General features: G+C 68.9%; 22 protein-coding genes and 1 pseudogene. 13 read left to right on the forward strand and 10 right to left on the reverse strand.

Features of this window, described 5'->3' with window-relative positions:
- Positions 1 to 14: 14 nt before the first annotated feature.
- From nirD to DIE17_RS14920, 3 genes are read right to left on the reverse strand one after another with little or no spacing between them, the layout of a single operon-like run.
- Positions 15 to 362 (reverse strand): nitrite reductase small subunit NirD, encoded by a 348-nt coding sequence (gene nirD, locus DIE17_RS14910; protein ID WP_124484642.1) that lies wholly within the window; start codon positions 360 to 362, stop codon positions 15 to 17.
- Positions 363 to 400: 38 nt separating this feature from the next.
- Positions 401 to 2,974, reverse strand: coding sequence for a nitrite reductase large subunit NirB (gene nirB / locus DIE17_RS14915; RefSeq protein WP_124667959.1), 2,574 nt, complete (start codon positions 2,972 to 2,974; stop codon positions 401 to 403).
- A 21-nt stretch (positions 2,975 to 2,995) separates the two neighbouring features.
- Positions 2,996 to 4,321: an MFS transporter gene (locus DIE17_RS14920; RefSeq protein ID WP_124522042.1), complete on the reverse strand. Its 1,326-nt coding sequence runs from the start codon at positions 4,319 to 4,321 to the stop codon at positions 2,996 to 2,998.
- 703 nt (positions 4,322 to 5,024) lie between these two features.
- Here DIE17_RS14920 and cobA point away from each other — a divergent pair.
- The 6 genes from cobA (at position 5,025) to DIE17_RS14955 (ending at position 10,320) form a co-directional block, all read left to right on the forward strand.
- Positions 5,025 to 5,786 (forward strand): uroporphyrinogen-III C-methyltransferase, encoded by a 762-nt coding sequence (gene cobA, locus DIE17_RS14930; RefSeq protein ID WP_124667958.1) that lies wholly within the window; start codon positions 5,025 to 5,027, stop codon positions 5,784 to 5,786.
- 171 nt (positions 5,787 to 5,957) lie between these two features.
- Positions 5,958 to 6,554: an ANTAR domain-containing response regulator gene (locus DIE17_RS14935; protein ID WP_124667957.1), complete on the forward strand. Its 597-nt coding sequence runs from the start codon at positions 5,958 to 5,960 to the stop codon at positions 6,552 to 6,554.
- Between the two features lie 5 nt (positions 6,555 to 6,559).
- Complete coding sequence (locus DIE17_RS14940; RefSeq protein WP_124522048.1) at positions 6,560 to 7,603, forward strand: CmpA/NrtA family ABC transporter substrate-binding protein; 1,044 nt, start codon at positions 6,560 to 6,562, stop codon at positions 7,601 to 7,603.
- A gap of 144 nt (positions 7,604 to 7,747) precedes the next feature.
- Positions 7,748 to 8,347 (forward strand): uracil-DNA glycosylase family protein, encoded by a 600-nt coding sequence (locus DIE17_RS14945; RefSeq protein WP_124484636.1) that lies wholly within the window; start codon positions 7,748 to 7,750, stop codon positions 8,345 to 8,347.
- Positions 8,348 to 8,550: 203 nt separating this feature from the next.
- Complete coding sequence (locus DIE17_RS14950) at positions 8,551 to 9,492, forward strand: helix-turn-helix transcriptional regulator (protein ID WP_044843331.1); 942 nt, start codon at positions 8,551 to 8,553, stop codon at positions 9,490 to 9,492.
- A gap of 129 nt (positions 9,493 to 9,621) precedes the next feature.
- On the forward strand, positions 9,622 to 10,320 hold the full coding sequence (locus DIE17_RS14955; RefSeq protein WP_124667956.1) for a fumarylacetoacetate hydrolase family protein: 699 nt from the start codon (positions 9,622 to 9,624) through the stop codon (positions 10,318 to 10,320).
- Positions 10,321 to 10,503: 183 nt separating this feature from the next.
- On the opposite strand, the pseudogene DIE17_RS14960 reads toward DIE17_RS14955, so the two are convergent.
- Positions 10,504 to 10,812 (reverse strand): annotated as a pseudogene (locus tag DIE17_RS14960) (MFS transporter); the annotation flags it as partial.
- 324 nt (positions 10,813 to 11,136) lie between these two features.
- Here DIE17_RS14960 and DIE17_RS14965 point away from each other — a divergent pair.
- Positions 11,137 to 11,370 (forward strand): hypothetical protein, encoded by a 234-nt coding sequence (locus DIE17_RS14965; protein WP_011549124.1) that lies wholly within the window; start codon positions 11,137 to 11,139, stop codon positions 11,368 to 11,370.
- A 183-nt stretch (positions 11,371 to 11,553) separates the two neighbouring features.
- Here DIE17_RS14965 and DIE17_RS14970 read toward each other — a convergent pair whose 3' ends face one another.
- Both DIE17_RS14970 and DIE17_RS14975 read right to left on the reverse strand, forming a co-directional pair.
- On the reverse strand, positions 11,554 to 12,156 hold the full coding sequence (locus DIE17_RS14970; RefSeq protein ID WP_124667955.1) for a J domain-containing protein: 603 nt from the start codon (positions 12,154 to 12,156) through the stop codon (positions 11,554 to 11,556).
- A 302-nt stretch (positions 12,157 to 12,458) separates the two neighbouring features.
- Positions 12,459 to 13,544, reverse strand: coding sequence for a helix-turn-helix domain-containing protein (locus DIE17_RS14975; RefSeq protein WP_260439242.1), 1,086 nt, complete (start codon positions 13,542 to 13,544; stop codon positions 12,459 to 12,461).
- A gap of 484 nt (positions 13,545 to 14,028) precedes the next feature.
- On the opposite strand from DIE17_RS14975, the gene DIE17_RS14980 reads away from it, so the two are divergent.
- Complete coding sequence (locus tag DIE17_RS14980) at positions 14,029 to 14,997, forward strand: GlxA family transcriptional regulator (protein WP_124667953.1); 969 nt, start codon at positions 14,029 to 14,031, stop codon at positions 14,995 to 14,997.
- A gap of 189 nt (positions 14,998 to 15,186) precedes the next feature.
- On the opposite strand, the gene DIE17_RS14985 is transcribed toward DIE17_RS14980, so the two are convergent.
- Positions 15,187 to 16,794, reverse strand: a complete 1,608-nt coding sequence (locus DIE17_RS14985; RefSeq protein ID WP_185733829.1) for a trypsin-like peptidase domain-containing protein — start codon at positions 16,792 to 16,794, stop codon at positions 15,187 to 15,189.
- Between the two features lie 244 nt (positions 16,795 to 17,038).
- Positions 17,039 to 17,914 (reverse strand): LysR family transcriptional regulator, encoded by an 876-nt coding sequence (locus DIE17_RS14990; protein ID WP_124667951.1) that lies wholly within the window; start codon positions 17,912 to 17,914, stop codon positions 17,039 to 17,041.
- A 141-nt stretch (positions 17,915 to 18,055) separates the two neighbouring features.
- On the opposite strand from DIE17_RS14990, the gene DIE17_RS14995 reads away from it, so the two are divergent.
- On the forward strand, positions 18,056 to 19,309 hold the full coding sequence (locus DIE17_RS14995) for an MFS transporter (protein WP_124921072.1): 1,254 nt from the start codon (positions 18,056 to 18,058) through the stop codon (positions 19,307 to 19,309).
- Between the two features lie 75 nt (positions 19,310 to 19,384).
- Here DIE17_RS14995 and DIE17_RS15000 read toward each other — a convergent pair whose 3' ends face one another.
- Positions 19,385 to 20,857 carry a PLP-dependent aminotransferase family protein gene (locus DIE17_RS15000; protein WP_124667949.1) on the reverse strand — a complete coding sequence of 491 codons (1,473 nt, stop codon included), beginning with the start codon at positions 20,855 to 20,857 and terminating at the stop codon, positions 19,385 to 19,387.
- 208 nt (positions 20,858 to 21,065) lie between these two features.
- Between DIE17_RS15000 and DIE17_RS15005 the strand changes: the two genes are divergently transcribed.
- Positions 21,066 to 22,265 carry a GNAT family N-acetyltransferase gene (locus DIE17_RS15005; protein ID WP_124667948.1) on the forward strand — a complete coding sequence of 400 codons (1,200 nt, stop codon included), beginning with the start codon at positions 21,066 to 21,068 and terminating at the stop codon, positions 22,263 to 22,265.
- Between the two features lie 21 nt (positions 22,266 to 22,286).
- Here the strand turns inward: DIE17_RS15005 and DIE17_RS15010 are convergent, their stop codons facing one another.
- On the reverse strand, positions 22,287 to 22,769 hold the full coding sequence (locus DIE17_RS15010) for a DUF3331 domain-containing protein (RefSeq protein WP_124667947.1): 483 nt from the start codon (positions 22,767 to 22,769) through the stop codon (positions 22,287 to 22,289).
- A gap of 564 nt (positions 22,770 to 23,333) precedes the next feature.
- Between DIE17_RS15010 and DIE17_RS15015 the strand changes: the two genes are divergently transcribed.
- From DIE17_RS15015 to DIE17_RS15025, 3 genes are all read left to right on the forward strand, one after another.
- On the forward strand, positions 23,334 to 24,398 hold the full coding sequence (locus DIE17_RS15015) for a 2,3-butanediol dehydrogenase (protein ID WP_124667946.1): 1,065 nt from the start codon (positions 23,334 to 23,336) through the stop codon (positions 24,396 to 24,398).
- Between the two features lie 213 nt (positions 24,399 to 24,611).
- Positions 24,612 to 25,268 carry a VC0807 family protein gene (locus DIE17_RS15020; RefSeq protein WP_124667945.1) on the forward strand — a complete coding sequence of 219 codons (657 nt, stop codon included), beginning with the start codon at positions 24,612 to 24,614 and terminating at the stop codon, positions 25,266 to 25,268.
- 90 nt (positions 25,269 to 25,358) lie between these two features.
- Positions 25,359 to 26,225 (forward strand): CPBP family intramembrane glutamic endopeptidase, encoded by an 867-nt coding sequence (locus tag DIE17_RS15025; RefSeq protein ID WP_124667944.1) that lies wholly within the window; start codon positions 25,359 to 25,361, stop codon positions 26,223 to 26,225.
- Positions 26,226 to 26,262 lie beyond the last annotated feature (37 nt).

Consider the following 26,262-nt stretch of genomic DNA (forward strand, 5'->3'; position numbering starts at 1 on the left):
GTGCTCCGGGGCGTTCAGGCGGCGATCCATACGAAGCCGTCCTCGACCCGCGACGGATACGCGTTCACCGACTGCTCGGGCGCTTCGAGGCATTCGCCGGTCCGCAGGTCGAAATGCTGCTTGTACAGCGGCGACGCGACCACCACGCGCTCGCCGAGGCTGCCGATCAGCCCGCGCGACATCACCGCCGCCTGCGACACCGGGTCGACGTTGTCGATCGCGAACACGCCGCCTGCTTCGGCATGCGCGACGTGAAACACGGCGACCTGCTCGCCGTTGACGAGCGCGCACACGCCGGTGTTCGGCACGATGTCGTCGAGCGGGCACACGCGGGTCCAGGACAGGGGATGACGATCGTTCATGATGGGCTCCTTGGAAAAGACGCTGGTGTCGGTCGAAGTCACACGGTTGCGGGTTCGGCGACGACGGGAATCGCAACGGGCCTGCCGCCCGCGCGCTCGGCCGGCGTGGCAGGCCGGATCTGGCCGCGCGTCTCGACGAATGCGATGGTCGTGTCCAGCGCGTCGCTGTTCACGAAGTGGCGGAAGCGCTTGCGCGTGTCCGGATCGGTGACGGCCTTCTTCCATTCGCATTCGTAGGTGTCGACCACGTGCTGCATGTCGGCTTCGAGTTCGGCCGCGATCCCGAGCTTGTCGTGCACGACGACGTCGGTCAGGTAGTCGAGCCCGCCTTCGAGGTTGTCGCGCCACACGCTGGTGCGCTGCAGCCGGTCGGCGGTGCGCACGTAGAACATCAGGAAGCGGTCGATGTAGCGGATCAGCGTGGCGCGGTCGAGGTCGGACGCGAGCAGTTCCGCGTGGCGCGGCTTCATCCCGCCGTTGCCGCATACGTACAGGTTCCAGCCCTTCTCGGTCGCGATGATCCCGACGTCCTTGCCTTGCGCTTCCGCGCACTCGCGCGTGCAGCCCGACACGCCGAACTTGATCTTGTGCGGCGCGCGCAGGCCCTTGTAGCGGTTCTCGAGATCGATCGCGAGGCCGACCGAATCGTCGACGCCGTAGCGGCACCACGTCGAGCCGACGCACGACTTCACGGTACGAAGCGCCTTGCCGTACGCATGCCCCGATTCGAAGCCGGCCGCGATCAGTTCTTCCCAGATCGACGGCAGCTGCTCGACGCGCGCGCCGAACAGGTCGACGCGCTGGCCGCCGGTGATCTTCGTGTAGAGCCCGTACTTCTTCGCGACCTGGCCCACCGCGATCAGCCCTTCCGGCGTCACCTCGCCGCCCGGCATGCGCGGCACGACCGAGTACGTGCCGTCGCGCTGGATGTTCGCGAGGTAGTAGTCGTTCGAATCCTGCAGCCCCGCATGCTCCTTCTTCAGCACGAACTCGTTGAAGCACGACGCGAGGATGCCCGCCACCGCCGGCTTGCACACGTCGCAGCCGAGCCCGTGGCCGTGCTTCGCGAGCAGTGCGTCGAAGGTCGTGATGCGCTCGACGCGGATCAGGTGGAACAGCTCCTGGCGCGAATACGGGAAGTGCTCGCACAGATGGTTGTTGACCGCGAGGCCCTGCTTCTTCATCTCGGCCTTCATGATCTGCGTGACGAGCGGCACGCAGCCGCCGCACGACGTGCCCGCGCCCGTGCACGACTTCAGTGCGCCCAGGCTCGTCGCGCCGTCGGCCACCGCCGCGCAGATCTGCGACTTCGACACGTTGTTGCACGAGCAGATCTGCGCGCCGTCCGGCAATGCGTCGACGCCGATCGCGGGCTTCGCCGCGCCGTCCGACGACGGCAGGATCAGGAATTCCGGCGACTCGGGCAGCTCGATGCGGTTCAGCATCATCTGCAGCAGCGTGCCGTATTCGGTCGCGTCGCCGACCATCACCGCGCCGTGCAGGAATTTGCCGCAGTCCGATACCACCAGCTTCTTGTAGACCTGGCGGCGCTCGTCCGCGTACTGGTAGGTGCGGCTGCCGGCCGTCGCGCCGTGCGCGTCGCCGATGCTCGCGACGTCGACGCCCATCAGCTTCAGCTTGGTGCTCATGTCGGCGCCGGCGAATGCGGCGTCGGCCGCTTCTTCCGGGGCACCGCCGAACTGCTTCGCGACCACGCGCGCCATGTCGTAGCCCGGTGCGACGAGCCCGTACACCATCCCGTTCCAGGCCGCGCATTCGCCGATCGCGTAGATGTCGGCGTCGCTCGTGCGGCACGCGTCGTCGATCGCGACGCCGCCGCGCGGGCCGATTTCGAGGCCGCACGCACGCGCCAGTTCGTCGCGTGCGCGGATGCCGGCCGAGAACACGATCATGTCGGCATCGAGATGCGAACCGTCGGCGAACGCCATCCGGTGCGTGCCTTCTTCGCCGTCGACGATTTCGAGCGTGTTCTTGCCCGTATGCACGGTCACGCCGAGCGCCTCGATCTTCGCGCGCAGCATCCGGCCGCCGCCGTCGTCGACCTGCACCGCCATCAGCCGCGGCGCGAATTCGACGACGTGCGTGTCGAGCCCCATGTCGCGCAGCGCCTTCGCGCATTCGAGGCCGAGCAGTCCGCCGCCGATCACCACGCCACGCTTCGCGTGCGTGCCGCACGCCTGCATCGCTTCGAGATCCTCGATCGTCCGGTACACGAAGCAGCCCGCGCGATCGCGCCCCGGCACCGGCGGCACGAACGGACGCGAGCCCGTCGCGAGCACCAGCTTGTCGTACGCGAGCGTTTCGCCGGACGCGAGCGTGACCGTGTGCGCGTCGCGATCGATCGACGCGACGCACGCGTTCAGGCGCAGGTCGAACTGCGGATGCCGTTCGAAGAAACCGGGTTCGACGAGCGACAGGTCGTCGGCCGACTTGCCCGCGAAGAATTCCGACAGATGCACGCGGTCGTACGCCGGGCGCGGTTCCTCGCCGAGCACCGTGACCTGCAGCGCGCCCGCCGCGCCGGCTTGCGCGGCGACGCATTCGAGGAGCTTGTGGCCGACCATCCCGTGGCCGATGACGATGAGTTTCATGATGACGTTTCCTTCGGTCGATCAGTTCGCGGCGCCGGCGGCGGCGAGCGCGCGGTCGCGCAGCTCGGCCTCGCGTGCCTTGTGTTCCTCGCTGAAGCGCACGGCCATCGCGCACAGCGCGGTCGCGGTGACGGCGAGCCCGAGCAGGCTCAGCGTGTGCTGCACGTCGCCGACGCCCTTCAGCAGGAACGCCGCGGCCACCGCGCCGACGTTGCCGCCCGCGCCGACGATCCCCGCGACGCCGCCGAGCGCCTTGCGGTCGATGAACGGCACCAGCGCATAGGTCGCGCCGCAGGCCATGTGCGTGAAGAGGCCGAAGGTCAGCATCGCGACGAGCGCCATGCCGATGCCCTGCGCATGCGAGAACCAGACCAGCCCGAGCCCTTCGCCGACGATCAGCGCGCATAGCAGCGTCGCGCGCACGTCGAGGCTGCGGCGCGCGGCGATCTTGTCCGACAGCCAGCCGCCGAGCGCGCGGGCGAACAGCGCGAGCAGCCCGAACATCCCGACCGCGAAGCCGGCGTCCTTCAGCGACAGCTTGAAGTGATCGACGTAGTACAGCGCGGCGATGTTGTGGATGAACACCTCGACGCCGAAGCACGCGCCGTACGTGACGAACAGCATCCACACGCGATAGTTGCCGCACGCGGCGAAGAAGCTCGCCCAGCCGCCCTTCTTGCCGCTGTCGACCGTCACGCCCTGCTTGCGCAGCGCGACGAAGTCGCCTTGCGGGCAGTCCTGCGTGAAGCGCCAGTACGCCCAGGCCATCGCGAGCATCGCGACGCCCGGCACGACGAGCGCGATGCGCCACGACGCGTCATCGCCGAAGCCGAGCATCAGGCCGGCCGCGACGAGCAGCGGCATCATCGCCTGCGTCGCGCCCGCGCCCGCGTTGCCCCATCCGGCGGTGGTCGCGTTCGCGGTGCCGACCACGTTCGGCGCGAACATCACCGACGTGTGGTACTGCGTGATCACGAAGCCCGCGCCGATCGCGCCGATGCCGAGCCGGCAGATCAGGAACGTCACATAGTCGTGCGAGAACGACACCGCGAACACCGGAATCGCGCCGAGCGCGAGCAGCCCGACATACACGCGGCGCGGGCCGAAGCGGTCGCACATCGGGCCGACCAGCAGCCGCACGGCGATCGTCGCGGCCACTGCGGCGATGTTGATGTTCGCGACCTGTGCCGCGGTGAGGTGGAACTCGCGCGCAATCAGCGGCATCAGCGGCGCGCATGCGAACCACGCGAAGAAGCATACGAAGAACGCCATCCACGTCATGTGGAACGCGCGCATCGGCGCGGTGCGGAAGCTGAAGAGATCGATACGGGTAGCTTTGTCGGTCATGTCATCCGCCAAACGAAAAACGGCGTCCTGCACACCCGGTCTCGTCGAGACCCGATGTGTAGGACGCCGTTGCCCATGAAGCCCGTTGCCGGGCGCGTCGGTAATCGGTACTGCGGACGAATCGCCATTGACCCGCCCGAGCCAGCTTACGCAAACGCCGTGCCATATCCGCCCGAATCGCATCTGCAGCCCCGCCGCACAAGGCTCGCCGGCCGTTGCACGCGTCGCTGCACGACGCCGCGCATGATGCGTCGGGATGCAGCGAGGCACAGATACGGTGCGCTGCAGCACTGTCGCCGTGCGACATCGCGGTGCGCGTGGACGGGGCCGCGATGCACGCCGATGCGGCATCGCGTGCGCCGCGGCCCCGCGGCCGCATGCGGGCCGGCGTCCGTCGTGGCGGTCGCAGCATGTGTATCGCGGCAGTCATTGCCGCATTTGTCACCACGTCGGTTGCCGCGCTCGCCGCCCGGTTCGAGCAGGTTGGCCCGGATATTGCTGATTCCGGACCACACCGGCAACGGCGCCGGTGGGCAGTCCCCGCAAGTCGGGCCCGCCATCGCAGGCGGGCGCAACAGATCAGGACAACGACGTCCCCCCGTGCCCGGCACGGCCGGATGTCGCGATCGCTTCGACCGCCCGCCGCCGCCGCAAGCAACAATGCGCTATCGACCGCCGCACGCACGCGGCACTGGAACACGACATGACGACTGGAAAAGTCACGCTGCTGGGCGCCGGGCCCGGCGATCCCGATCTCCTCACACTGAAGGCCGTGAAGGCGCTGGCGGCCGCCGACGTGCTGCTGCTCGACGATCTCGTCGCGCCCGGCATCGTCGAACTCGCGCCGCACGCGCGCGTGATCCGCGTCGGCAAGCGCGGCGGCTGCCGCTCCACGCCGCAGGCGTTCATCGAGAAACTGATGCGCCGCTACGCGCTGCGCGGCGCGCACGTCGTGCGCGTCAAGGGCGGCGACGCGCTGCTGTTCGGCCGCGCCGGCGAGGAACTCGCGACGCTGCGCGCCGCCGCGATTCCCGTCGACATCGTCAACGGCATCTCGTCGGGCTTCGCGGCCGCCGCGAGCCTCGGCATCTCGCTCACGCACCGTGAGCACTGCCAGGGCGTCACGTTCGTCACCGCACACCGCCAGGACCACGGCGAACCCGACTGGGCGGCGCTCGCGGCGACCGGCACCACGCTCGCGATCTACATGGGCATGAGCCGCGTCGACAGCATCGCGGCGGGCCTGCTCGCCGCCTTGCCCGCGTCGACGCCGGCCGCCGCCGTGCAGTGGGCCGGCACGCCGCACGAGCGCCGCTGGGCAGGCACGCTCGGCGGCCTCGCGCGCGGCGTCGCGGCGGCCGGGCTCGGCAGCCCGGCCGTGATGCTGGTCGGCGCGGCGATCGGCGAAACCGCCGTGCAGTGCGCCGACGCCGCCGGCGAGGCGCTCCTGTCGCGGGCGGCGTAGCATGGGTCGCGTCACGCGGCACCGTCCGCACGCCCGTTCCGCTCACCGCAGCCGCGTTCGCGCCGGCTGCCGGGGATGCATGCGCGAGGTTCCGGGCACATCGACTTCCGCCCGCACCCCGCAACCCCCGTTCAACCCTTGCACCGAAGCCGGTCCGTCCCCGTTCGCGTCATGAGTTCGTCCGCCCCGCCCGCACGCCTGCGCGTGCTGCTCGTCACCGACACCGACAAGCCGATCGGCGAACTCGGCGACGCGCTCGCGCGCCTCGGCTACGAGATGCTCAACGACGTCGCGACGCCCGCGCGCCTGCCCGCGGCCGTCGAGGAGCAGCGCCCCGACGTCGTGATCATCGATACCGATTCGCCGTCGCGCGACACGCTCGAGCAACTGGCCGTGATGCACGCGACCGCGCCGCGCCCCGTGCTGATGTTCAGTCACGATGCCGACCAGGCGCTGATTCACGCGGCGGTCGGCGCCGGCGTCAGCGCGTATCTCGTCGAAGGGCTGTCGGCCGAGCGCCTCGCGCCGATCCTCGAAGTCGCGCTTGCGCGCTTCTCGCACGACGATGCGCTGCGCCGCCGGCTCGCCGACGTCGAGCGCGAGCTCGCCGAACGCAAGCTGATCGATCGCGCGAAGCGCCTGCTGATGGATCAGCGCAGGCTGTCCGAGCACGATGCGTATGCGTTGCTGCGCAGGCGCGCGATGGACCAGGGCCTGCGCATCGTCGACGTCGCGCGGCAACTGCTCGATGCGACCCAACCGTCATGAATGCCATGAACCCTTCGCCTCCCGCCGCGCCGGAACGCGCGCATCTTCGTCTCGGGTTCGTCGCGCTGAGCGACGCGGCCCCGCTGATCGTCGCGCAGCAGCTGAATCTCGGCGCGCGCCACGGCCTGACGCTGGAACTGAGCCGCCAGCCGTCCTGGGCCGCCGTGCGCGACAAGCTGCTGAGCGGCGAACTCGACGCCGCGCACGCGCTGTACGGGCTCGTGTGCGGGCTGCAGCTCGGCATCGGCGGCCCGCAGGCCGACATGGCCGCGCTGATGGTGCTGAACCGCAACGGCCAGGCGATCACGTTCGCCCGCGGCCTCGCCGACGCCTACCGCGCAAGCGGCGACGTCCGCGCGGCGCTCGCGACGCTCGGACGCAAGCCGCTGCTCGCGCAGACCTTCCCGACCGGCACGCATGCGATGTGGCTGAACCACTGGCTCGCGTCGCACGGCATCGATCCGCTGCGCGACGTGCGCAGCGTCGTGATTCCGCCGCCCGAGATGGTCGCGGCGCTCGCGAGCGGCGAACTCGACGGCTTCTGCGCGGGCGAGCCGTGGCACGCGGTGGCCGAAGCGTGCGGCGCGGGCCGGACCGTCGCCGTCACCAGCGAGATCTGGCCCGATCATCCGGAGAAGGTGCTCGCGGCCCGGCGCGATTTCGTCGCGCTGTATCCGGCCACCGCGCGCGCGCTGATCCGCACGCTCGTCGATGCGTGCGCGTGGCTCGACAGCGCCGCGCACCGTCGCGACGCGGCCGGCTGGCTCGCGTCGCCCGATGCGCTCGGCGTGCCGGCCCGGCTGATCGCGCCGCGCCTGCTCGGCGACTACGGCCCGGGGCCGTTCGCGCAGCCGCCGCTGCCGATCCGCTTCCACGACGGCGGCGCCGTGAACCGGCCGGATCCGCAGGAAGGCCGGTGGTTCCTGTTGCAATACCGGCGCTGGGGCATGCTCGACGGCACGCACGACGACGCGGCCATCGCCGCGGCGATCGCGCAGACGGCGTTGTATGATGCTGCGGTCGCCGAAGGCGGTGCGGCGGACAGGTGATCCCGGCACGGATGCCGTGGCCACCGCGCAGCACCATGCCGCGCCCCGCGGAATGCCTGACCCGATGCGCCGGTCCGCTCCGGCTCGCCGCGCCGCATGGACGCGTTTGCATCCGCGCCGCCAGTCCGTCCCCGTTCAGAATCGATGCCGAAACGAACGCGCACGCCGCTCGACGTGCTGCTCACCGAAATCCGCGCGTGCCGCGCCTGCGAAGCCGACCTGCCGCTCGGCCCGCGCCCCGTCGTGCGCGCCCATCGCGACGCCCGCATCCTGATCGTCGGGCAGGCGCCCGGCGCCCGCGTCCATGCGAGCGGCATCCCGTGGGACGATGCCAGCGGCAAGCGGCTGCGCGACTGGCTCGGTGTCGACGCCGACACGTTCTACGACGAGACCCGCTTCGCGATCGTGCCGATGGGATTCTGCTACCCCGGCCGCGGCGCGAGCGGCGACAACCCGCCGCGTCCTGAATGTGCGCCACTGTGGATCGACCGGCTGCTCGCCGAATTGCCGTCGATCCGGCTGACGCTGCTGATCGGCCAGTACGCGCAGCGGCATTTCCTGCGCGACACGCGCCAGGCGACGCTGACCGACACCGTTCACGCGTGGCGCGACTACGGCCCCGACGTGCTGCCGCTGCCGCATCCGTCGCCGCGCAACCAGGCGTGGTTCAAGCACCATCCGTGGTTCGATGCCGAGGTCGTGCCGGAACTGCGGCGGCGCGTCGCACCGCTGATCGCCGGCTGACCGAAACCGGGCGCGCCCCTGCTCCCTGTCGCGACGAACCGGAACGACATCGACTTTGTTCGGCCGCCTGATTGCGGTGTCGCCGGGCCGGATGGAGCGTGTCCCCGCCCGCCCGGCCTGCGCGGATCGGCCCGCGGATTCCGGCCGCGCCCGGTTCGCTGTACCATCGCGGCTCAACCGCGTCACCAACAGCAGAATCCTTCATGCCCTCCACCGCCCCGCCGCGCCTGTACGGGATGCCCGAACGCAGCGACCGGCTCGATTTCTACATCCGCGACCAGGCGTCGCGCCAGGCGATCACCGAGCCGCACCGGCACGCGTATTTCCAGATCCAGTTCAACCTCGGCGGCGACACCGAGCAGCGGATCGGCGGCGTCACGCGGCCGTTTCCGCGCGGCGCCCTCGCGTTCGTGCTGCCGCACCGAGAACACCTGATTCCGCATCCGGAAGGCGCGCACTTCATCGTCATCAACTTCAGCCAGGCGTTCCTGCGCGCCGATCTCGACGTCGATCCGCTCGATCTCGAGGATGTCCCCGCGCAGCGCTTTCCGGAGCTGACGCCGTTCCGCTTCCAGGAACATCTCGACTTCATCCTGACCGGCGACGCGTTCGACGAGGCGCGGCGCCTCGCGCTGTGCATGCTCGATGCCGACCGCGTGCGCACCTTCGGCTCGACCACGTTGCTGCGCGGCTACCTGCTGCAGCTGATCGGCCTCGTCTGCACGCAGTACGCGGGCGCGCTCGACAAGCTCGCGCAGCGTGGCGCCCAGCGCGCGGGCCGGCGCGACGCCCTCGCTCGCGTGCTGCGCCACGTGCGCGCGAACCTGACCCGCGAGGACCTGACGCTCGCGGCCACCGCCGAGGCCGCGTTCCTGTCGCCGAACTACCTCGCGCACCTGGTGCGCAAGGAAACCGGCAGCACCTTCACCGATCTCGTGACCGAGCGCCGGATCGCGCTCGCGCAGTCGCTGCTCGCGCATACGAGCCGGCGCATCGCCGACATCGCGCGCTCGGTCGGCTTCCGCGACGAAGGGTATTTCGCGCGGCGCTTCCGGGCGCGGGTCGGCGTGTCGCCGAAGGCGTACCGGGATGCCAACGCCGCGCTGCCGGACGCCGACGCAGCGCCGACGGCCGGCGACGCGTAGATTTGTCCGGTTAAAGCGCAGTTGCGTCGCATCCCGGCGCGCATGCGTCGGGTATCGTTCCATGCATGCCGGCCCGCGGCGCATTGCGCGGGCAACGGCATCCGTCTATTCATCGAACGAGGTCATCCGATGTCCGCATACGTCATCGACGCTTCCGAGCGTCCTTCCGTCGAAGTCGAACAGTCGTCCGCGCGCTTTCCGGTGCGCCGCGTGTTCTGCGTCGGCCGCAACTACGCCGACCACGCGCGCGAAATGGGCGCCGATCCCGACCGTGAACCGCCGTTCTTCTTCACGAAGCCGGCCGACGCGATCGTCCCGGCCGCCGGCACCGTCCCGTATCCGCCGCTGACCGGCGACCTCCATCATGAAATCGAACTGGTCGTCGCGATCGGCAAGGACGGCCGGTCGATCGACCCGGCCGATGCGCTGTCGCACGCGTGGGGCTACGGCGTCGGCGTCGACCTCACGCGCCGCGACCTGCAGGCCGAAGCGAAGAAGCTGAGCCGGCCGTGGGACTGGGCGAAGGGCTTCGACGCGTCAGGCCCCGTGACCGCGCTGCGCGCGGCGACCGCGACCGGCCATCCGGCAAGCGGCCGGATCTGGCTCGCGGTCAATGGCGAAACGCGCCAGCAAGGCGATCTCGCCGACATGATCTGGGCCGTGCCGGACGTGATCGCGTACGTGTCGCGCTCGGTCGAGCTGAAGGCCGGCGACCTGATCTTCACCGGCACGCCGGCCGGCGTCGGCGCGCTGCAGCCGGGCGACCGCGTGACGGGTGGCGTCGACGGCGTCGCGACGTTCGAGTTCACGATGGGGGCGAAGCCGTAAGGCATCGTGCGGGCGCATGCGACGCGCAGTCGGTCCGACGGCTGTCGGGTCGGGTCGCTCCTTGTCGATCCGGGCAGCGATCGCATCGCGCCGGATCGGCGTGCCGGTCCTGTCGCGTCGATCACGCGCGCCGTTCGCGGGCGTCGAAGATTCGTACACACACCGCGGTAGCCAGCGCGATCGCCGTGGACTGGTCGCCATCGCGCAGCCCAGCGACCCGAGCGTGAAGATGCCGAGGCGCGTCAGCATGATCGGTCGCCGCCCGGACCGGTCCGAGAGCGGCCCCATCACGAACTCGAGCGACACGGCGACCGCCGCGTAGCCGCCTAGCGACAGCGCGACGAGCGCATAGTCGGCGCGCAGGTCGCGCGCGATCGCAGGCAGCGACGGCAGGAACAGGCTCAACGGCAGCACCGAGAACGCGCACAGCAGGATCAGCGTTGCGTGTCGCGGTGCAGCCGGCTCGGAAGCGATCGGCAGGTTTGGATGCAAGCGGGTGCCCACCCCGCACGCGTCGCGTGGACGTGCGCAATGCAAAAGACGTTCTTCGTGGATTTCCGGGGAGGTCGGTTGTCGATCCTGAACGGCCCTTCAGATTCATCCAAAGCGGCCAATCGTTGTGACCTGCAGCGGGATTTTGTAGCCACGCTCGATGAGTATCTTGGCCTCGGCGCGACTGCGGAATCATGCCCGATTAAATTGCTTCTCCCGCAGCGTGCCGTTGGAACCTTCAACGGAATCGTTCTGCCAAGGGCGGCAAGAACGGACACAGCGTGTACGATCTGGTCTTCAAGAAAACCATCCAAGGAGAGAGGAATGAATCCGGAACAGGCCCGAGCCGAAGAAACCCAGGCGATGGAGCGCATGGTGGCCGCCACGCTGCGCGTGCAGAGTACGTTCGCCTCGATGCAGAAGCAATTTCCGCCGCAAGGCAGCGGCGAGCCTTCGCCGTTCGCGCTGCAAACCTTTGATGCCGCCCTGCAGGAACTTGAAGACGCACAGGCCGCGTTCGATGCGCTGCTGAACGATCTGATCGACGGTAACCGCTAAAGACCACGCCCTTATCTGCACCGATTGTCGACGATCTAAAAAGCTGTGTCGAACGGCCGTTTGTGGCCGAATACTGCCCAACTAGCCGTCAATTCATAAAGCAGTCGATCGAAGAACCTCCCCCGAAGATGCCACCGACCGCGGCCAAGTTCCGCGTTCGCAAAACCAGTCCCCCACCAAGACTCACTGGCGCAGCCCGAACACGCCGTGCCACAGAGCGCTGAAAAAATCCGTATGCGCGTGTTCGTCACTCCTTCGTGCGTCGCTCTTTGGCGCCTGCTCCGATGCCTCCTGTGTCGCCCTCTCGTCGCCTTGCGGCATCTGCTCATCACGCTGCCCGTCCCGCGATGCGCCCGGCTGGCGCGACGCATGCAGCTCGACCACACTGCCGGCAATGCGCTCGGCGAGTTGAACATCGCAATCACGGCCGAGCAGAACACCGAACACGACGTCGCGGTTGTGCCCTTGCTCGGCGAAGCGCATCGCCAATGCCACGAACCGCGCATATTCCGCTTCGCGCTCTGCCTTCAGGCGTTCCTCTTCTTCGCGAAGCCGTGCGTGACGGCGCATTTCCTCTGCGTAAACGGTGTCATAGACGCGGCGCAGCTTCGGGTCCGAGAGAATCGCGTATGCCTCCTTGATCTCCTGAAATCGCGCATGCGCGTCCGCTTCGCACCCGACGTTGCGGTCGGGATGTGCTTTCATCGCTGCTTTCCGGTAGCCGCGCTTGATTTCCTCGTCGGTGGCGTTCTCGCGCACACCGAGCAATTCATACATTGTCGTCATGGTGCGTCGGGATGAAAGTCGGATCGCATTGATCGTAGCATGTCGCCGCGGCGCCAATCCGCCGGGTTGAGAATTCACCAGGTACTGAACATCCTGACTGCAGGTCAGGGGCGCTTTGGCAAATGACGAGATCCGAATCATTCTCGTCGGAACGGCCGTTTGCCGACTGGAGCGGTCGCGCGAGTGTCCGAATGAGCATGCAGCAATCGTTCGCCCCGATGACCAAGGTCAGTGGCCGCTTTCGAGCGGCTATCGAAACACGGCTGCCACCCAGGTTCGTCGTAGCCGACGAGCCAATCCGTTCAACCCTGCCTCTTCGTGAAGCGCTCCCGTTTTGTATCTCCATGCTGGAACAACGGTGCGTACTCGTGCAAATCTCGCGGCGAGATGTCGAAGGCTCGACGGAATGCACGAGTAAAGCTTGATGCATCATTGAAGCCCAACCCCGAGGCAACGTCCTGTACCTCCACATGGGGAAAGCGCACCAGTTCATCGGCCGCCATTCGCAGCCTGCGGTTGCGGATATAAGCGGCCAAGCCCCCTTCATGCTCGAATATTCGGTACACGCTGGCGCGTGACAGATTAAGCGACGCCAACACGCTGTCGGGCGACAGATTCGGATCATGCAGATTTGCCTCGACGTGCCGCCGTACTTGCCCGTATACAGCAGCGCGGACCGCCGCGCGGGCATTGCCGGCAAGACCCGCCTGGCGGCAGAAGGCCGCAACGATCAACTCTACCGCCGCGAGCAAGGACCGATGCGCTTCGTCCTTGCTCAGTCCGACGATGGTTTTATTGAGCGCCACCAGATGCTCGATCAGCATGCGCGTCAGAGGATCGGTAGCGTGAATCCAGCGGCCATGCAGCGACGCCGCATCAGGGAATGACTTTTCCACCAGTGCGCGTGGCACAAACAGGAGAAGTATCCGGCTATGAAAACTCCGGACCGTGCACGGCTGATCCATGTCCAGGGCGAGGATACTTGGCACGTGCGGCACGTGCGGCGCGTCGGACCGTGGTTTGCCGCCCAGGAACTGCCCCGGCGACCCTTCAAGGTATATGCTGAACGAGACGTCCCGCACGCTCTCGGTCGAAACCCGACCCAACGATCGCACGGCCAGGTTCGGCCCCGTGCGAAAGTCGAAGATGCTCAGATTCTCGATCGTGTAACGGGACATCGATGCATCGAACGTATCCTCGGCTTGTTTCGACGAAGGCAATATGTCGTAGACAGGACTCATGCGCTCTTGCCAGGCCAGCAAGCTTCGACGGGCGTCGCCTTGAACGCTGAAACTGCTGTGCACGATGCCGGGCGCGAGCACCGGCCGCTCCGGCGGCAACAACAGGCGGCCTGGCGGTATCGCTGTGTGTAGTGGGTCGTCGTTCAATGCGGCGCTCTTCGCTGATTTTCGTCCGGCTTTGATCTGCCCAGCACTCCTGAACGCCATATCGATCCAATCGCTCGCCCGGAACGCGCAGCATGGGAAGCATACCAGTACGTGCTTTGCCGTAGCACACGGCGCGTCCCCTCCCGCTTCTTCAGGATCACGCAATCGTTTGCGAATTGCGATTTCACCACCTGCGCGAAGGCGGGCCCGATCGCTCGTGCTTCCGGCAATTCGACCGGGCCCTGCGCATCCGACAGAAGTTCCGTTTTTTTGAGACGGAGTGTCAAGCCGGCCCGACCGCCCTTCCTAGAATTCCCGGGTCCGCGCGTCCATGGGTGCTTGCCTGTTTCAGGCGGCCACAGGCTGTCGAATCCGGCCGCGCGATGGTTGCCGAGGGCCGCCTGGACGGCATGCGTCAACGGCTTCGAGTTGCAGAGCCCGAAGCGGGCCGCTGCCGGTCAACAACATCCTTGGGGAATCACCGATGGAATCGGAGCACTCCACCCTATCTCGCTCGCGGATTCCCACCGCAGGGACGCCGACGCGAGTCGACATTGTGCTGTCCAACGGATTTGCACTGCACGACGTCGCGGCGATCATCGAGATTTTTCATAAAGCAAGTGCGCTGACCACAGCTCGTCCGTCCGGCGAGGCGCGCTATGACGTATCGCTGGTGTCCGCTGCTGGCGGCAGAATTGCCGCCTCTTCATCGGTCTTCGTCTGGACGGAAAGCATCGATTCGCGGCGGCGCGTGGAAGGCAAGCAGATCATGTTCGTCGCAGGCGGAGCGGCTGCTGATCCGGCCTGTCGCGACAAGCGGCTGATCGATTGGCTGCGCCGCCAGCATCCGCTATGCGAAACCGTTCATCCGATCGCAAACGGAAAACTTCTTCTGGATGCGGCCGGTCTTCCGAGCGGATTTCGTGCCGCCAACGACACGCCCGACATGCATGCCGCCAGACCGCCGGGCGGCGAGCCTGATGCCATTCGCATTGCGTTGCGCGTGGTCGAAGACGATTTGGGCGGCGAGCTCGCGCGGCAAGTGTCCGGGTCTCTGGCGATGCCGGCGCCTGCACCGTCGGATGCGTTCGTTGCGGCGAGCAACGCGCCACGTGTGAGCGAGCAGATCACGGCATCCGCGCGCTGGCTGGAGGCGAACGTCGACCGGCCCGTCTCGATCGATGCTGCGGCGCAAGTCGCGGCCATGAGCGAGCGCAACTTCCTGAGAAGGTTCAAGAGCGAGATCGGCATGACGCCATCCGACTACCTGCAACGCGCGCGCTTGAACATGAGCTGCAGGATGCTGGTGGAATCGAGCTTGCCGGTCGACAAGGTCGCGCGTCGCTGCGGCATCAACAGTGGCGCCCAACTGGCGAGGCTGTTCCGGAAATACCTGTCGACAACGCCGACTGAATATCGCATGCGTAACGATGCGACCGCTGGCATGGCGTGAGTGCAACGTACATCGGCCGACGTGCGCTCGATTCCGGTGCCACGCGTTGCGCGTCGTCGCGATCAGGGGCGCCCATGAAGCGCGTCGCAACCTGTTCGCCGTTTCCGGTCAAGCCGTCGGATGCGCTGTATCGTCCACATGACGAATCGACGGAGCGCCGCCGCTCTTCCCCGCGCCCCCGTCAACACCCTACCGCGCCCGCACCGACACGAACTTGCGTGCGTTCTCGCGCTGAATCAGCACGGCGATCACGCCGCCTTTCGCTTCGAGCGCCTGCACGTCGTCCGGCGTTTCGAGCAGCGTGTCGTTGAGTTCGAGCACGACGTCGCCGGGCCGGATGCCCGCATTCGCGGCCGGCCCGTGCACCGCATCCACCATCATCCCGACCGCGAGCCCGGTCGAACGCCGTTCGGCGTCGCTCAGCGGATGCATCGTCAGCCCGAGCCGATCGCCGGAGTCTGCCGGCCGCGCGGCGGCCATCGCCACGCCGGCGGCACCGGCCGCGCCGACCGTGCCCGCGCTGCCCGCACTGCTGCCCGTCGCGGCCGCGTTGTCGATCGCGTCGCCGGCCCCCGCTCCCGCTCCCGCTCCCGCTCCCGCTCCCGTGACCGTCAGCATCATCGGCGTGCGGTTGCGGATCAGCCGCAGCGGCGCCTTTCCGCCGGGCGGCAACGCGGCGGCCAGGTCGTTCAGCTCGGCCGACCGTCCGATCGGCTTGCCGCCGAACTTCACGATCACGTCGCCGGGCTTCACGCCGGCCGCGGCGGCGGGCGAGCCGGCATCGACGCCGTTGACGAGCGCGCCCGCCGGACGCGGCAGGCCGAACGCCGCGGCCAGCCCGACGCCGACATCCTGCACGTCGACGCCCAGCGCATTGCCGGACGACGTGCGCTGCGCCGCCTGCGCATTGGCCCGCATCTGCGCCTGCACCTGCGCACGCACCTTGATGGCGAGCGCGATCGGAATCGCGAACGTCGTGCTCGCATAACGGTCGGCGTCCGTATAGACCTGCACCGCGATGCCGATCACGTCGCCCGCGCGATTGAACACGGGGCCGCCCGAGTTGTCGGGGTTCACCGCGATATCGGTCTGGAAGAACGGAAACGCGCTGCCGTCCGGCAGCGCATGCGACGTCGCGCTGACGATGCCGGCCGTGACCGTGTTGCCCGAGCCGTCCGGCGCGCCGATCGTCATCACCGGTTCGCCGGCACGCACCCGCGACGAATCGCCGATATGCACGACCGGCAGCTTTGTCGCGTCGATGTGCAGCACGGCGACGTCGCTCTGCGGATCGACGGTCACCACCGTCGCCTTCAACTCTCGACGATCGGCCAGTCGCACCGTCACATCGGTCGCGTCGGCGACGACATGCGCGGAAGTCAGGATCACCCCGTCGGCGCCGACGATGAAGCCCGAACCGATGCCCGCGATCGCGCGCGGCGACGTGTCAGGCGCAGGCGCCTGCGCGCCTTGCGCGGGCGGCAGCGGCGCGCCGCGGCGGAAGAACGCGGCAAGCGGATCGTCGGGATCGAGGTACACGAAGGACGGTCCGCCGGCCTGCTGGTCGGTCGCCGCGGTCATGATGGTCACGATCGCCGGACCGTAGCGGTCGACGATCGCCGAGAAGTCGACCGGCATCGAGTAAGACCGTGCGGCGGGCCTGTTCTTCATCACCGGTGGCATGGCGGGCGGCGCGACGGTCCCGGCAGCGGCCGGCGGCGACGCCAAAACCAGGGCGAATACGCCCCCGATCAACGCGGTGCGAAGCACGGCGCGAGCAAGCGTCTGGCGAACCACGGTGCACCTCCCCCGGGCAGTCGCAGCGCCGACCCGCGCGAGACGCGCGGACGCCCGACAAGCACCGGTACACCCCTCCATTTATAGTCCACGCCACCTCCGGAACATACGAATCGAAACCCGCATGCCGGGTGATCGGGCAGCGGCGGAACCGCGACAGCGTTCGTTCCGGACAAAGTTCGCGGTTCGTCAATCCGAATATTCCCCCGACGCGGCGGCGAGGCGCGACGCAATGCGTCCCACGCTACCAGGCCAGCGCCAGAAAATTGCGCACCACCGCCGACGGATCGTCGCGCCGCGACGCAATCGCGAGCCTCGCGCGCAGCCCGTTGCCCGCGACCTGCCGATACACGACGCCTGCGACCCGCACCTGCGTGATCGCCTTCGGCACGATCGACACGCCGAGCCCGGCCGCGACGAGCGTCACCGCCGAAGCGATTTGCGGCGCGGGCTGCGCCATGCGCGGCTGGAAGCCGGCGGCATTGCACGCGGCGACGATGTCGTCGAACAGCGCGCTGCCCGCTTCGCGCGGCACCTGCACGAACGCCTCGTCGGCCAGCTCCGCCAGATCGATCCGACGCCGCTGCGCGAGCCGATGCGCGACCGGCAGCGCGATGAACATCGGCTCCTCGTCCCAGTCCGCTGCCAGCAACGTGTCCGCGATGCGGCGCTCCGGACGCACGATCGCGACGTCGAGCCGCCCGGCCGCCAGCGCGTCGAGCAGCACGCCGGAGGTCGCCTCCTGCAACGTCAGATCCGTATCGGGAAACGCTTCGCGAAAGCGGCGAATCAGGTCCGCTACTTTCGAATTGAAGGCCGCCGTCCCGGTGAACCCGACCCGCAATTGCCCGATCTCCCCGCGCGCCGCCCGTCTTGCCGCCCGCGCCGCGCGCTCCGCGTCGTCGAGCACGCGCCGGGCCTCTTCCGCGAACACCTCTCCCGCCACGGTCAATTCGGCGCCGCGCGCGGTCCGCTTGAACAACGCCACGCCGAGTTCGTTCTCGAGCGCCTTGATCTGCTGGCTCAGCGGCGGCTGACCCATGCCGAGCGTTTCCGCGGCCTTCGTGAAGTTGGATGTGGCCGCCACGGCCAGAAAGTATCGGAGATGCCGAAGTTCCATGCGTTGACGTGATCCCGGGGTAGATGGAGGCGGCGTTCGAGCCAGTCGAAAAACATATCGCTACGGTTCGTTTCATATATTGGACATATACATGAGCGTGCGCAAGAATTCGGGCATTCCCTGACCCATCGGGCACCTGTCATGTCCACTCCCGCAATGTCACCCGCCACGAATCGCGCCGCGAACGCCGCGCCGGATGCGCTGCCTGCCGGCGTGTCGCCGCGCTCGGCAGCCTACAAGCGCATCGCGCTGGCGCTGTTCCTCGCCGGCTTTTCCACCTTCTCGCTGCTGTACTGCGTGCAGCCGCTGCTGCCCGCGTTCGCACGCGAGTTCAACATCGGCGCGGCGTCGAGCTCGCTGTCCCTGTCGCTGTCGACCGGGCTGCTGGCGGTCTCCATCCTGTGCGCCGGCGCGCTGTCCGAACGCGTCGGACGACGCGGGCTGATGTTCGCGTCGATGACGCTGGCCGCGCTGTTCAACCTGCTCGCCGCGATTTCGCCGAACTGGAACCTGCTGCTGCTCTGGCGCGCGCTCGAAGGGTTCGCGCTCGGCGGCGTTCCGGCGGTGGCGATGGCCTATCTCGCCGAGGAAATCGCCGCCGACGGGCTGGGCCTGGCGATGGGACTCTACGTCGGCGGCACCGCGTTCGGCGGCATGATCGGGCGGATCGGGATGAGCGCGCTCGAAGAGTATTTCTCGTGGCGCACCGCGATGCTGACGATCGGCGTGGTCGACCTCGTCGCGGCGGTCGCGTTCGTGATGCTGCTGCCGCAGTCGCGACGCTTCGTGAAGCGCACCGACCTGACGCTGCGCCACCATCTGCGGCTGTGGAACGCGCAGCTGCATCACGCGCGGCTGCCGTTCGTGTTCGCGATCGGCTTCCTCGTGATGGGCGCGTTCGTGACCGTCTACAACTACGCCGGGTTCCGGCTGACGGCCGCGCCGTTCAACCTGAGCGCGACCGCCTGCGGGCTGATCTTCGGCGCCTACCTGTTCGGGATGGTGTCTTCGTCGAGCGCCGGTGCGCTCGCCGATCGTCTCGGGCGCGCGCCCGTCCTCGTCAGCGGCATGCTCGTGTTCGCGGCCGGCCTCGCGCTGACACTGTCGCATTCGCTCGTCGCGATCATCGTCGGGATCGTGCTGATCACGATCGGCTTCTTCGTCGCGCATGCGGTCGCGAGCGGCTGGGTCGGGCATCTCGCCGGTTCCGCGAAGGGGCACGCCGCGTCGCTCTACCTGCTGGCCTATTACCTCGGGTCGAGCGTGCTGGGCTCGATCGGCGGCTCGTTCTGGCAACACGGTGCGTGGAGCGCGGTCGTCGCGTATGTCGCGGTGCTGCTCGTGCTCGGCCTGGCGGCGGCGCACCGGATCATGCGCGCGGAACGCGCGCGGTAAGCACCGGCTCGCCCGCTGCGCCTTCCGGCGATTTGCGGCGGATTTGCGGTGAATTCGCGGCGATGCGACTGCGCCTCACTCGCCCGCGACCCGATGCGCGATCGTCGACAGCGTCCGCAGCATCGGCGCGAACGCATCGGCCGACGTATTGCCGAACCCGAGCACGAGCCCGTTGGCCGGCGACGTCGCGTGGATCGAGAACCCCGACAGCGGGAACGGCCCGATCCCGTGCGCGCGCGCCGCTTCGACGATCGCGCGGTCGCGATAACGGGCCGGCAGCCGCAACGCCAGATGCAGCCCGCACGGCCCGCCCTCGACCTGATGCGGCACGGTGAACGCGTCGTCCAGCGCGGCGAGCAGCGAGCGCCGCCGGTCGCGATACAGCCGTCGCATCCGCCCGAGATGGCGCCCGTACTCCCCCGTCTCGATGAAATCGGCGAGCGCGAGCTGCACGTGGCGCGTGCCGCCGCGCAGCATCTCCGGCAACGCTGGCCGCACTGCGGCGAGCAGCGCGTCGGGCAACACGAGAAAGCCGATCCGCAAGGCCGGAAACATCGTCTTGCTGAACGAGCCGAGATAGACGACCGGCGAATCGGCCGCGAGCCCGTGCAACGCGCCGATCGGCTCGCCGGTATGCCGAAACTCGCTGTCGTAATCGTCCTCGATGATCCACGCGCGATGCCGGCGTGCGGCGTCGATGAGCGCGAGCCGGCGCGAGATCGACAGCACCGCGCCGGTCGGGAACTGGTTCGACGGCGTGGTGTAGACGAGCCGGGGCGTCCGTTCGCGCCAGTCCGTGTCGGCCGCGCGCAGCCCCTCCGCGTCGACCGGCATCGGCACGACGTCGAGATCGGCCGCCTGCATCGCGGTGCGCGCACCGCGATAGCCGGGCTCCTCGACCCAGACCGTGTCGCCGGGGTTCGTCAGCAACTGCGCGCACAGCGCGATCGCGCCCTGCGCGCCTTCGGTGATCACGATCTGCTCCGGATCGCAGCGCACGCCGCGCGTCACGGCCAGGTGGCGCGCGATCGACTCGCGCAGCGCGCGTTCGCCGAGCGGGTCGCCATACGCGAGCAGGTCGCGGCCGGCGCGGCGCAGCGCGCGGTCGATCGCATGCCGCCATGCATCCACCGGGAAATGCGACAGCGCGGGCACGCCCGGCCGGAAGCCTTCCGACTCGCCGGCGCCGATCAGGCTCGGGCGAATCCGGCCGAGCCGCTGCGCGACGGCCGGCGGTGCGACCCGCCGGCGCGGCGTGGCCGGCCGCGACAGGCCGACCACGCGCGTGCCGCGGCGATCGGATTGCAGGAAGCCTTCGGCGACGAGCTGCTCGTAGACGGCCGCCGTCGTGTTGCGCGACACGCCGAGCGTCTCGGCCAGCGCGCGCGTGCCGGGCAGCCGCGTGCCGGCCGGCATCGCGCCGCCGAGAATCGCGTCGCGCACGCGGCGCAGCAGTTGCCGCTGCAACGAAGGCGCGCCGGCCGTGCGCGCGAGCGGCGCGTCGAGCGGCAACAGCGGTGCGTCGCCGGAAGGTAAGGTAGTCGTCATCGGGATATCGCGGCGTGGAAGTCTCGGTGCATGGCGCGCCGATCGCGGCGCCGGCGTGGCACCGGCGCGGCGCGTTCGTGGCACCTCGGCAGCACCTTCGTGGCACCATAAATTTGCTGTCGGCTGGCGCTTCTCATGGTACCTCGCCGGGACTACGATCGTCTGCATGCCGGCATGTCGCCGGCCGCCAACCGAAGCGAGATCGACCTTGCCCACGCTCACCAACGACTTCCAGCAGCCCATCGGCCACCCCGTTCCCGACTGGTCCGCGCGCCCTCGCCCGGAGCGCATCGTGCTCGAGGGCCGCTACTGCCGCCTCGAACCGCTCGACGTCGACCGCCATGCCGCCGACCTGTACGCCGCGTACGCGCAGGCGCCGGACGGCAGCGACTGGACCTATCTCGCGCACGGGCCGTACGCCGACGAGTCGAGCTACCGCGACTACGCGCGCGGCGCGGCGGCCAGCGCCGATCCGCTGCACTACACGGTGATCGACCGCGCGACGAACCGCGCCGTCGGCACGCTCGCGCTGATGCGCATCGACCCGGCCAACGGCGTGATCGAGGTCGGTTCCGTCACCTTCTCGCCGCTACTCAAGCGCACGCCGATTTCGACCGAAGCGCAGTACCTGCTGATGAAGTACGCGTTCGACACGCTCGGCTACCGGCGCTACGAATGGAAGTGCGACGACCTCAACGAACCGTCGCGCAAGGCGGCCGCGCGGCTCGGCTTCCGTTACGAAGGCACGTTCCGGCAGGCGATCATCTACAAGGGCCGCAATCGCGACACGGCATGGTTCTCGATCGTCGACGGCGAATGGCCGGACGTGCGCGCCGCGTTCGAAGCCTGGCTCGCGCCGGAGAACTTCGACGCCAGCGGTACGCAGCGCGAGACGCTCGTCGCGATCCGCCACGCGCGGGCGCGTGCGCGCGACGCGGCCGGCCGCGCGAACGACGCGACGCGCGTCACGGTCCGGCCGCTCGTGGCCGCCGACGAAGCCGCGTGGCGCCCGCTGTGGCAGGGCTACCAGACTTTCTACGAGACCGCGCTGAGCGACGCCGTGTTCGCGACGACATGGGCGCGCCTGATGGATCCCGCCGAACCGATGTTCGCGCTCGGCGCCTTCGACGCGTCGGGTACGCTGGTCGGCATCGTGCACGCGATCTATCACCGCTCGTGCTGGACCGAAGGGCCGTACTGCTATCTGCAGGACCTGTTCACGGCGGCGGACGCCCGCGGGCAAGGCGCGGGCGGCGCACTGATCGAAGCCGTGTACGAGCGGGCCCGCGAAGCCGGCGCAAGCCGCGTGTACTGGCTCACGCACGAAACCAACACGACCGCCCGCGCGCTGTACGACAAGCTCGCGAACAACGCGGGGTTCATTCAGTACCGGAAGGATCTCAAGTAACGCGAGAGTGCAACCGGTCGCTCAGCCCGGGGCATCGACCGGATCCGTCACCTCGCCGCGGGCCGGTGCCGCGCGACACGCGGCGCCAGCCGCAGGCGGCACCGACGCGGGGTGGATCATCTCGTCGCCGTTGACCGGCACCGGCCGCCGCACCGGCCGGTACACCGGTTCGCCCGGCTCGATCGCCTGCCCGGAGATCGCGCAGCGGCCCGCCTGCAACGCGACGCGCAAGCGCCAGCGTTGCTCGCCGTAATGGCAGCGCCCGCTTTCGCTCCAGCGCACCAGCAAGCCGTCGTCGCCCGCTTCCAGAACCGACACGAACAGTTGCGGCCGCAACGGTGAAACGCCCGGTGCGACAGGCTCCGGAGTCGGCGCGCGATCGGCACGCTCCTGTGGCCGCGCCATCCCGACGTCTGCCGGTAACGGCATCGCGTCCCGCTCTTCGGCTACCAGCATGTGGTACGACACGTACTCGCAGATCAGGCATTCGATAACGTTTGGCATGCTTGACGACATTCCGTGAAGATTGAGACGAGCCGCGCTCGGCCCTTCGCAGGGCAGCAACGACCGATTCGGTCATGCACCCCGCCTCCGGTGCAACCGCCATGCACGCATGGCGATCGGACATTGCCGCAGATGATACAAATTGAAGTTAACTTCAAGTAAAGGGGAAACATGCGCAACGATGCGTTTCGCTGATCGCCACAATGGACCGCAACGACCGCGGCTACGACGCCCACGACCGAACCGCGCGTCTCGCGTTTCGTCTCAAACGGCTGAGACGAATGTCCCGGCGTCTCACCCGCCGCGTCCCGTCGCAATCGCAGCAAATTTCGCGTTTGACTCGCCCGGCCCCGGCTGACGTCGATGCAGCGCGGCCTGCTGCATCGCACACGGCCCGCCCGGCGCCTGCGCCACCCGAGCGCCGATTCGAGCTGGCCCCGTTCCTGCATGTCGGTCGCTCGCGCAATCGCGCGACGGACGAACCGGCCCCCTGGGTCGCGCGTCCGACGACAACCTGACGGAGACAGCAACGTGAGTACACCGGCATCGAACACCGCTCCCAGCATGAAGGCCGCCGTCTGGCATGGCCGCCACGACATCCGCGTCGAAGAGGTTCCCGTTCCGGCGCATCCGCCGGCCGGCTGGGTCCAGATCCGCGTGCACTGGTGCGGGATCTGCGGCTCCGACCTGCACGAGTACGTCGCCGGGCCCGTGTTCATTCCCGTCGACGCACCGCATCCGCTGACGGGCCTGAAGGGCCAGTGCATCCTCGGCCACGAGTTCAGCGGCGAGATCGCGGCGCTCGGCGCCGGCGTGACGGGCTTCGCGGTCGGCGAGCGCGTGACGGCCGACGCCTGCCAGCATTGCGGCACCTGCTGGTATTGCCGGCACGGGCTGTACAACATCTGCGAGAACCTCGCGTTCACCGGGCTGATGAACAACGGCGCGTTCGCCGAATTCGTGAACGTGCCGGCCGAGCTGCTGTACAAGCTGCCCGACAACTTCCCGACGGAGGCCGGCGCGCTGATCGAGCCGCTCGCGGTCGGGCTGCATGCGGTGAAGAAGGCCGGCAACATCGTCGGCCAGACCGTCGTCGTGGTCGGTGCCGGCACGATCGGCCTGTGCACGATCATGTGCGCGAAGGCCGCGGGCGCCGGACGCGTGATCGCGCTGGAAATGTCGGCCGCGCGCAAGCAGAAGGCGCTGGAGGTCGGCGCGACGTTCGTGATCGATCCGAAGGCGTCCGACGCTGTCGCGGAAGTCAAGGCGCTGACGGGCGGCTACGGCGCCGACGTGTCGTTCGAGTGCATCGGGCACACGGCCACCGCGCAGCTCGCGATCGACGTGATCCGCAAGGCCGGCAAGTCGGTGATGGTCGGCATCTTCGAGGAGCCGACGTCGTTCAACTTCTTCGACATCGTGTCGACCGAGAAGGAAGTGATCGGCTCGCTCGCGTACAACGGCGAATTCGCGGACGTGATCCGCTTCATCGCGGACGGCCGCATCGACGTGCAGCCGCTGATCACCGGCCGGATCACGCTCGGCGACATCGTCACGCACGGCTTCGAGGAGTTGGTCAACCACAAGGACCGGAACGTGAAGATCATCGTCCAGCCCGCGGCCGCCTGACGAACCGTTGACAGGACGATGACGGCCGCGCGGCGGCCGGACGCGGCGCCGAACGGTCCCGGGGCATCCCGGGCGCGGCCCCGCCCCGGGCCGCCGCATGTTTCCGCCCGTTTTCGGTGCGTGCACAACCGCGCCGGTGCGGCGCGCGGGGTCGGACTTCGATATACTCGAAGCGACATCACCGCCCCGCGCGCCACCCGCGCGCCCGCTTCCGTGAAACCACGAGCCGGTCTGATCCTCGAACTCTTCGTCAACCTGATGCTGCCTTGGGTCGCGTACCGGGTCGCGCATCCGTATTTCGGCGAAACCGGCGCGCTGTACGCGTCGGCGATTCCGCCCATCGTCTGGTCCGTCGTCGAATTCATCCGCTCGCGCCGCATCGATGCGGTGGCCGTCGTCGTGCTGCTCGGCATCGCGCTGTCGATCGCCGGCATGGCGCTCGGCGGCAGCGCGCGCACGCTGCTGATGCGCGAATCGCTCGCGTCCGGCACGATCGGCGTCGTGTTCCTGCTGTCGTTGTTCCGCGATCGTCCGCTGATCTTCTATCTCGCGCGCGCGACGGTGGCCCGCGAGATGGCCGGCGGCGCCGCGCGTTTCGAGACGGTCTGGGCCGAGCAGCCGGGGCTGCGCCAGATGCTGCGCCTGATGACCTTCGTGTGGGGCGCCTGCATGACGCTGGAGATGCTGCTGCGCCTGTGGATGGTCGTCACCTGGCCCGTCGAGCGCGTGCTCGTCGTGTCGCCGATCATGGGCTACACGGTGTTCGGCACGCTGCTGCTGTGGACCTTCTGGTACCGGCGGCGGATGCGCGAGCGCAACAGCGTCGACATCCCGACCCGCGACGGCGTCACCGAGATCGCCGGCCGCTGAGCGCCCGCCCCGTCCGCCCCGCGCGGCCGGCCCGGCGGCCGTCACGCTGGGGTATGATGCGCGGCGTTTCGTCCGACCCTGCATCGCCCCATGTCTCTCTCGCTTCTCCCGTGTGCCACGATCTGGCTCGCGCTGTTCACTGCCGCCGCGTTCGCGTGGCAGCGCCCGCTGCACGGCCTGAGCATCGCCGTTGCCGCGCTCGGCTATGCCGGCGCGCTGGCGTTCGGCAAGCTCGAACCGATCGTGCTCGCGCCGCTCGCGCTGCTCGCGGCCGCCGCCTGGGGCGTCGCGCCGGGCCGCCCGCTCGTGCTGCGGATCGTCGCGCACGTCGTATTTGCCGCGCTCGCGATCGCGCTGAGCCTGCACCTGCTTCCCGGCTTCCACAATCCGCGCGTGATTGAGCCGACGCGTTTCACGCCGGATGCCGTGCCGTTCACGATGTACCTGAATTTCGACAAGCCGCTCGTCGGCCTGTGGCTGCTGTGGGTGCTGCCGTGGGTGGCGCCGGACGTCGCCCCGGCACGCGCGCTGCGCACCGGCGCCGTGGCGGCCGTCGCGACGGCGGCGGCCTGCCTGGCCGGCGCGCTCGCGTTCGGCATGGTCGGCTGGGCGCCGAAATGGCCGGCGTCGGGCTGGATGTGGCTCGTCAACAATGTGCTGCTCGTCACGCTCGCCGAGGAAGCGCTGTTCCGCGGCTACGTGCAAGGCGGGCTCACGCGCGTGCTCGGCCGGTTCGGCTGGGGGCCGTGGGCCGCGCTCGCGATCGGCGCGGGGCTGTTCGGCGCCGCGCACGCGGCCGGCGGCTGGCCCTGGATCGTGCTCGGCACGGTGGCCGGCATCGGCTACGGCCTCGCATGGCGGCGCGGCGGACTGCTCGCATCCGCGCTCGCGCATGCGGGGCTGAACGTGATCCACTTCGCGCTGTTCACCTATCCGATGCTCGCCGCCGCACGCTGAACGCCGTGCGCGGCGGCGGCATCCCGCCGGTTTCGCG

Origin of the sequence: Burkholderia sp. Bp9099 (assembly GCF_003857805.1) — a bacterium.
Classification (GTDB): domain Bacteria; phylum Pseudomonadota; class Gammaproteobacteria; order Burkholderiales; family Burkholderiaceae; genus Burkholderia.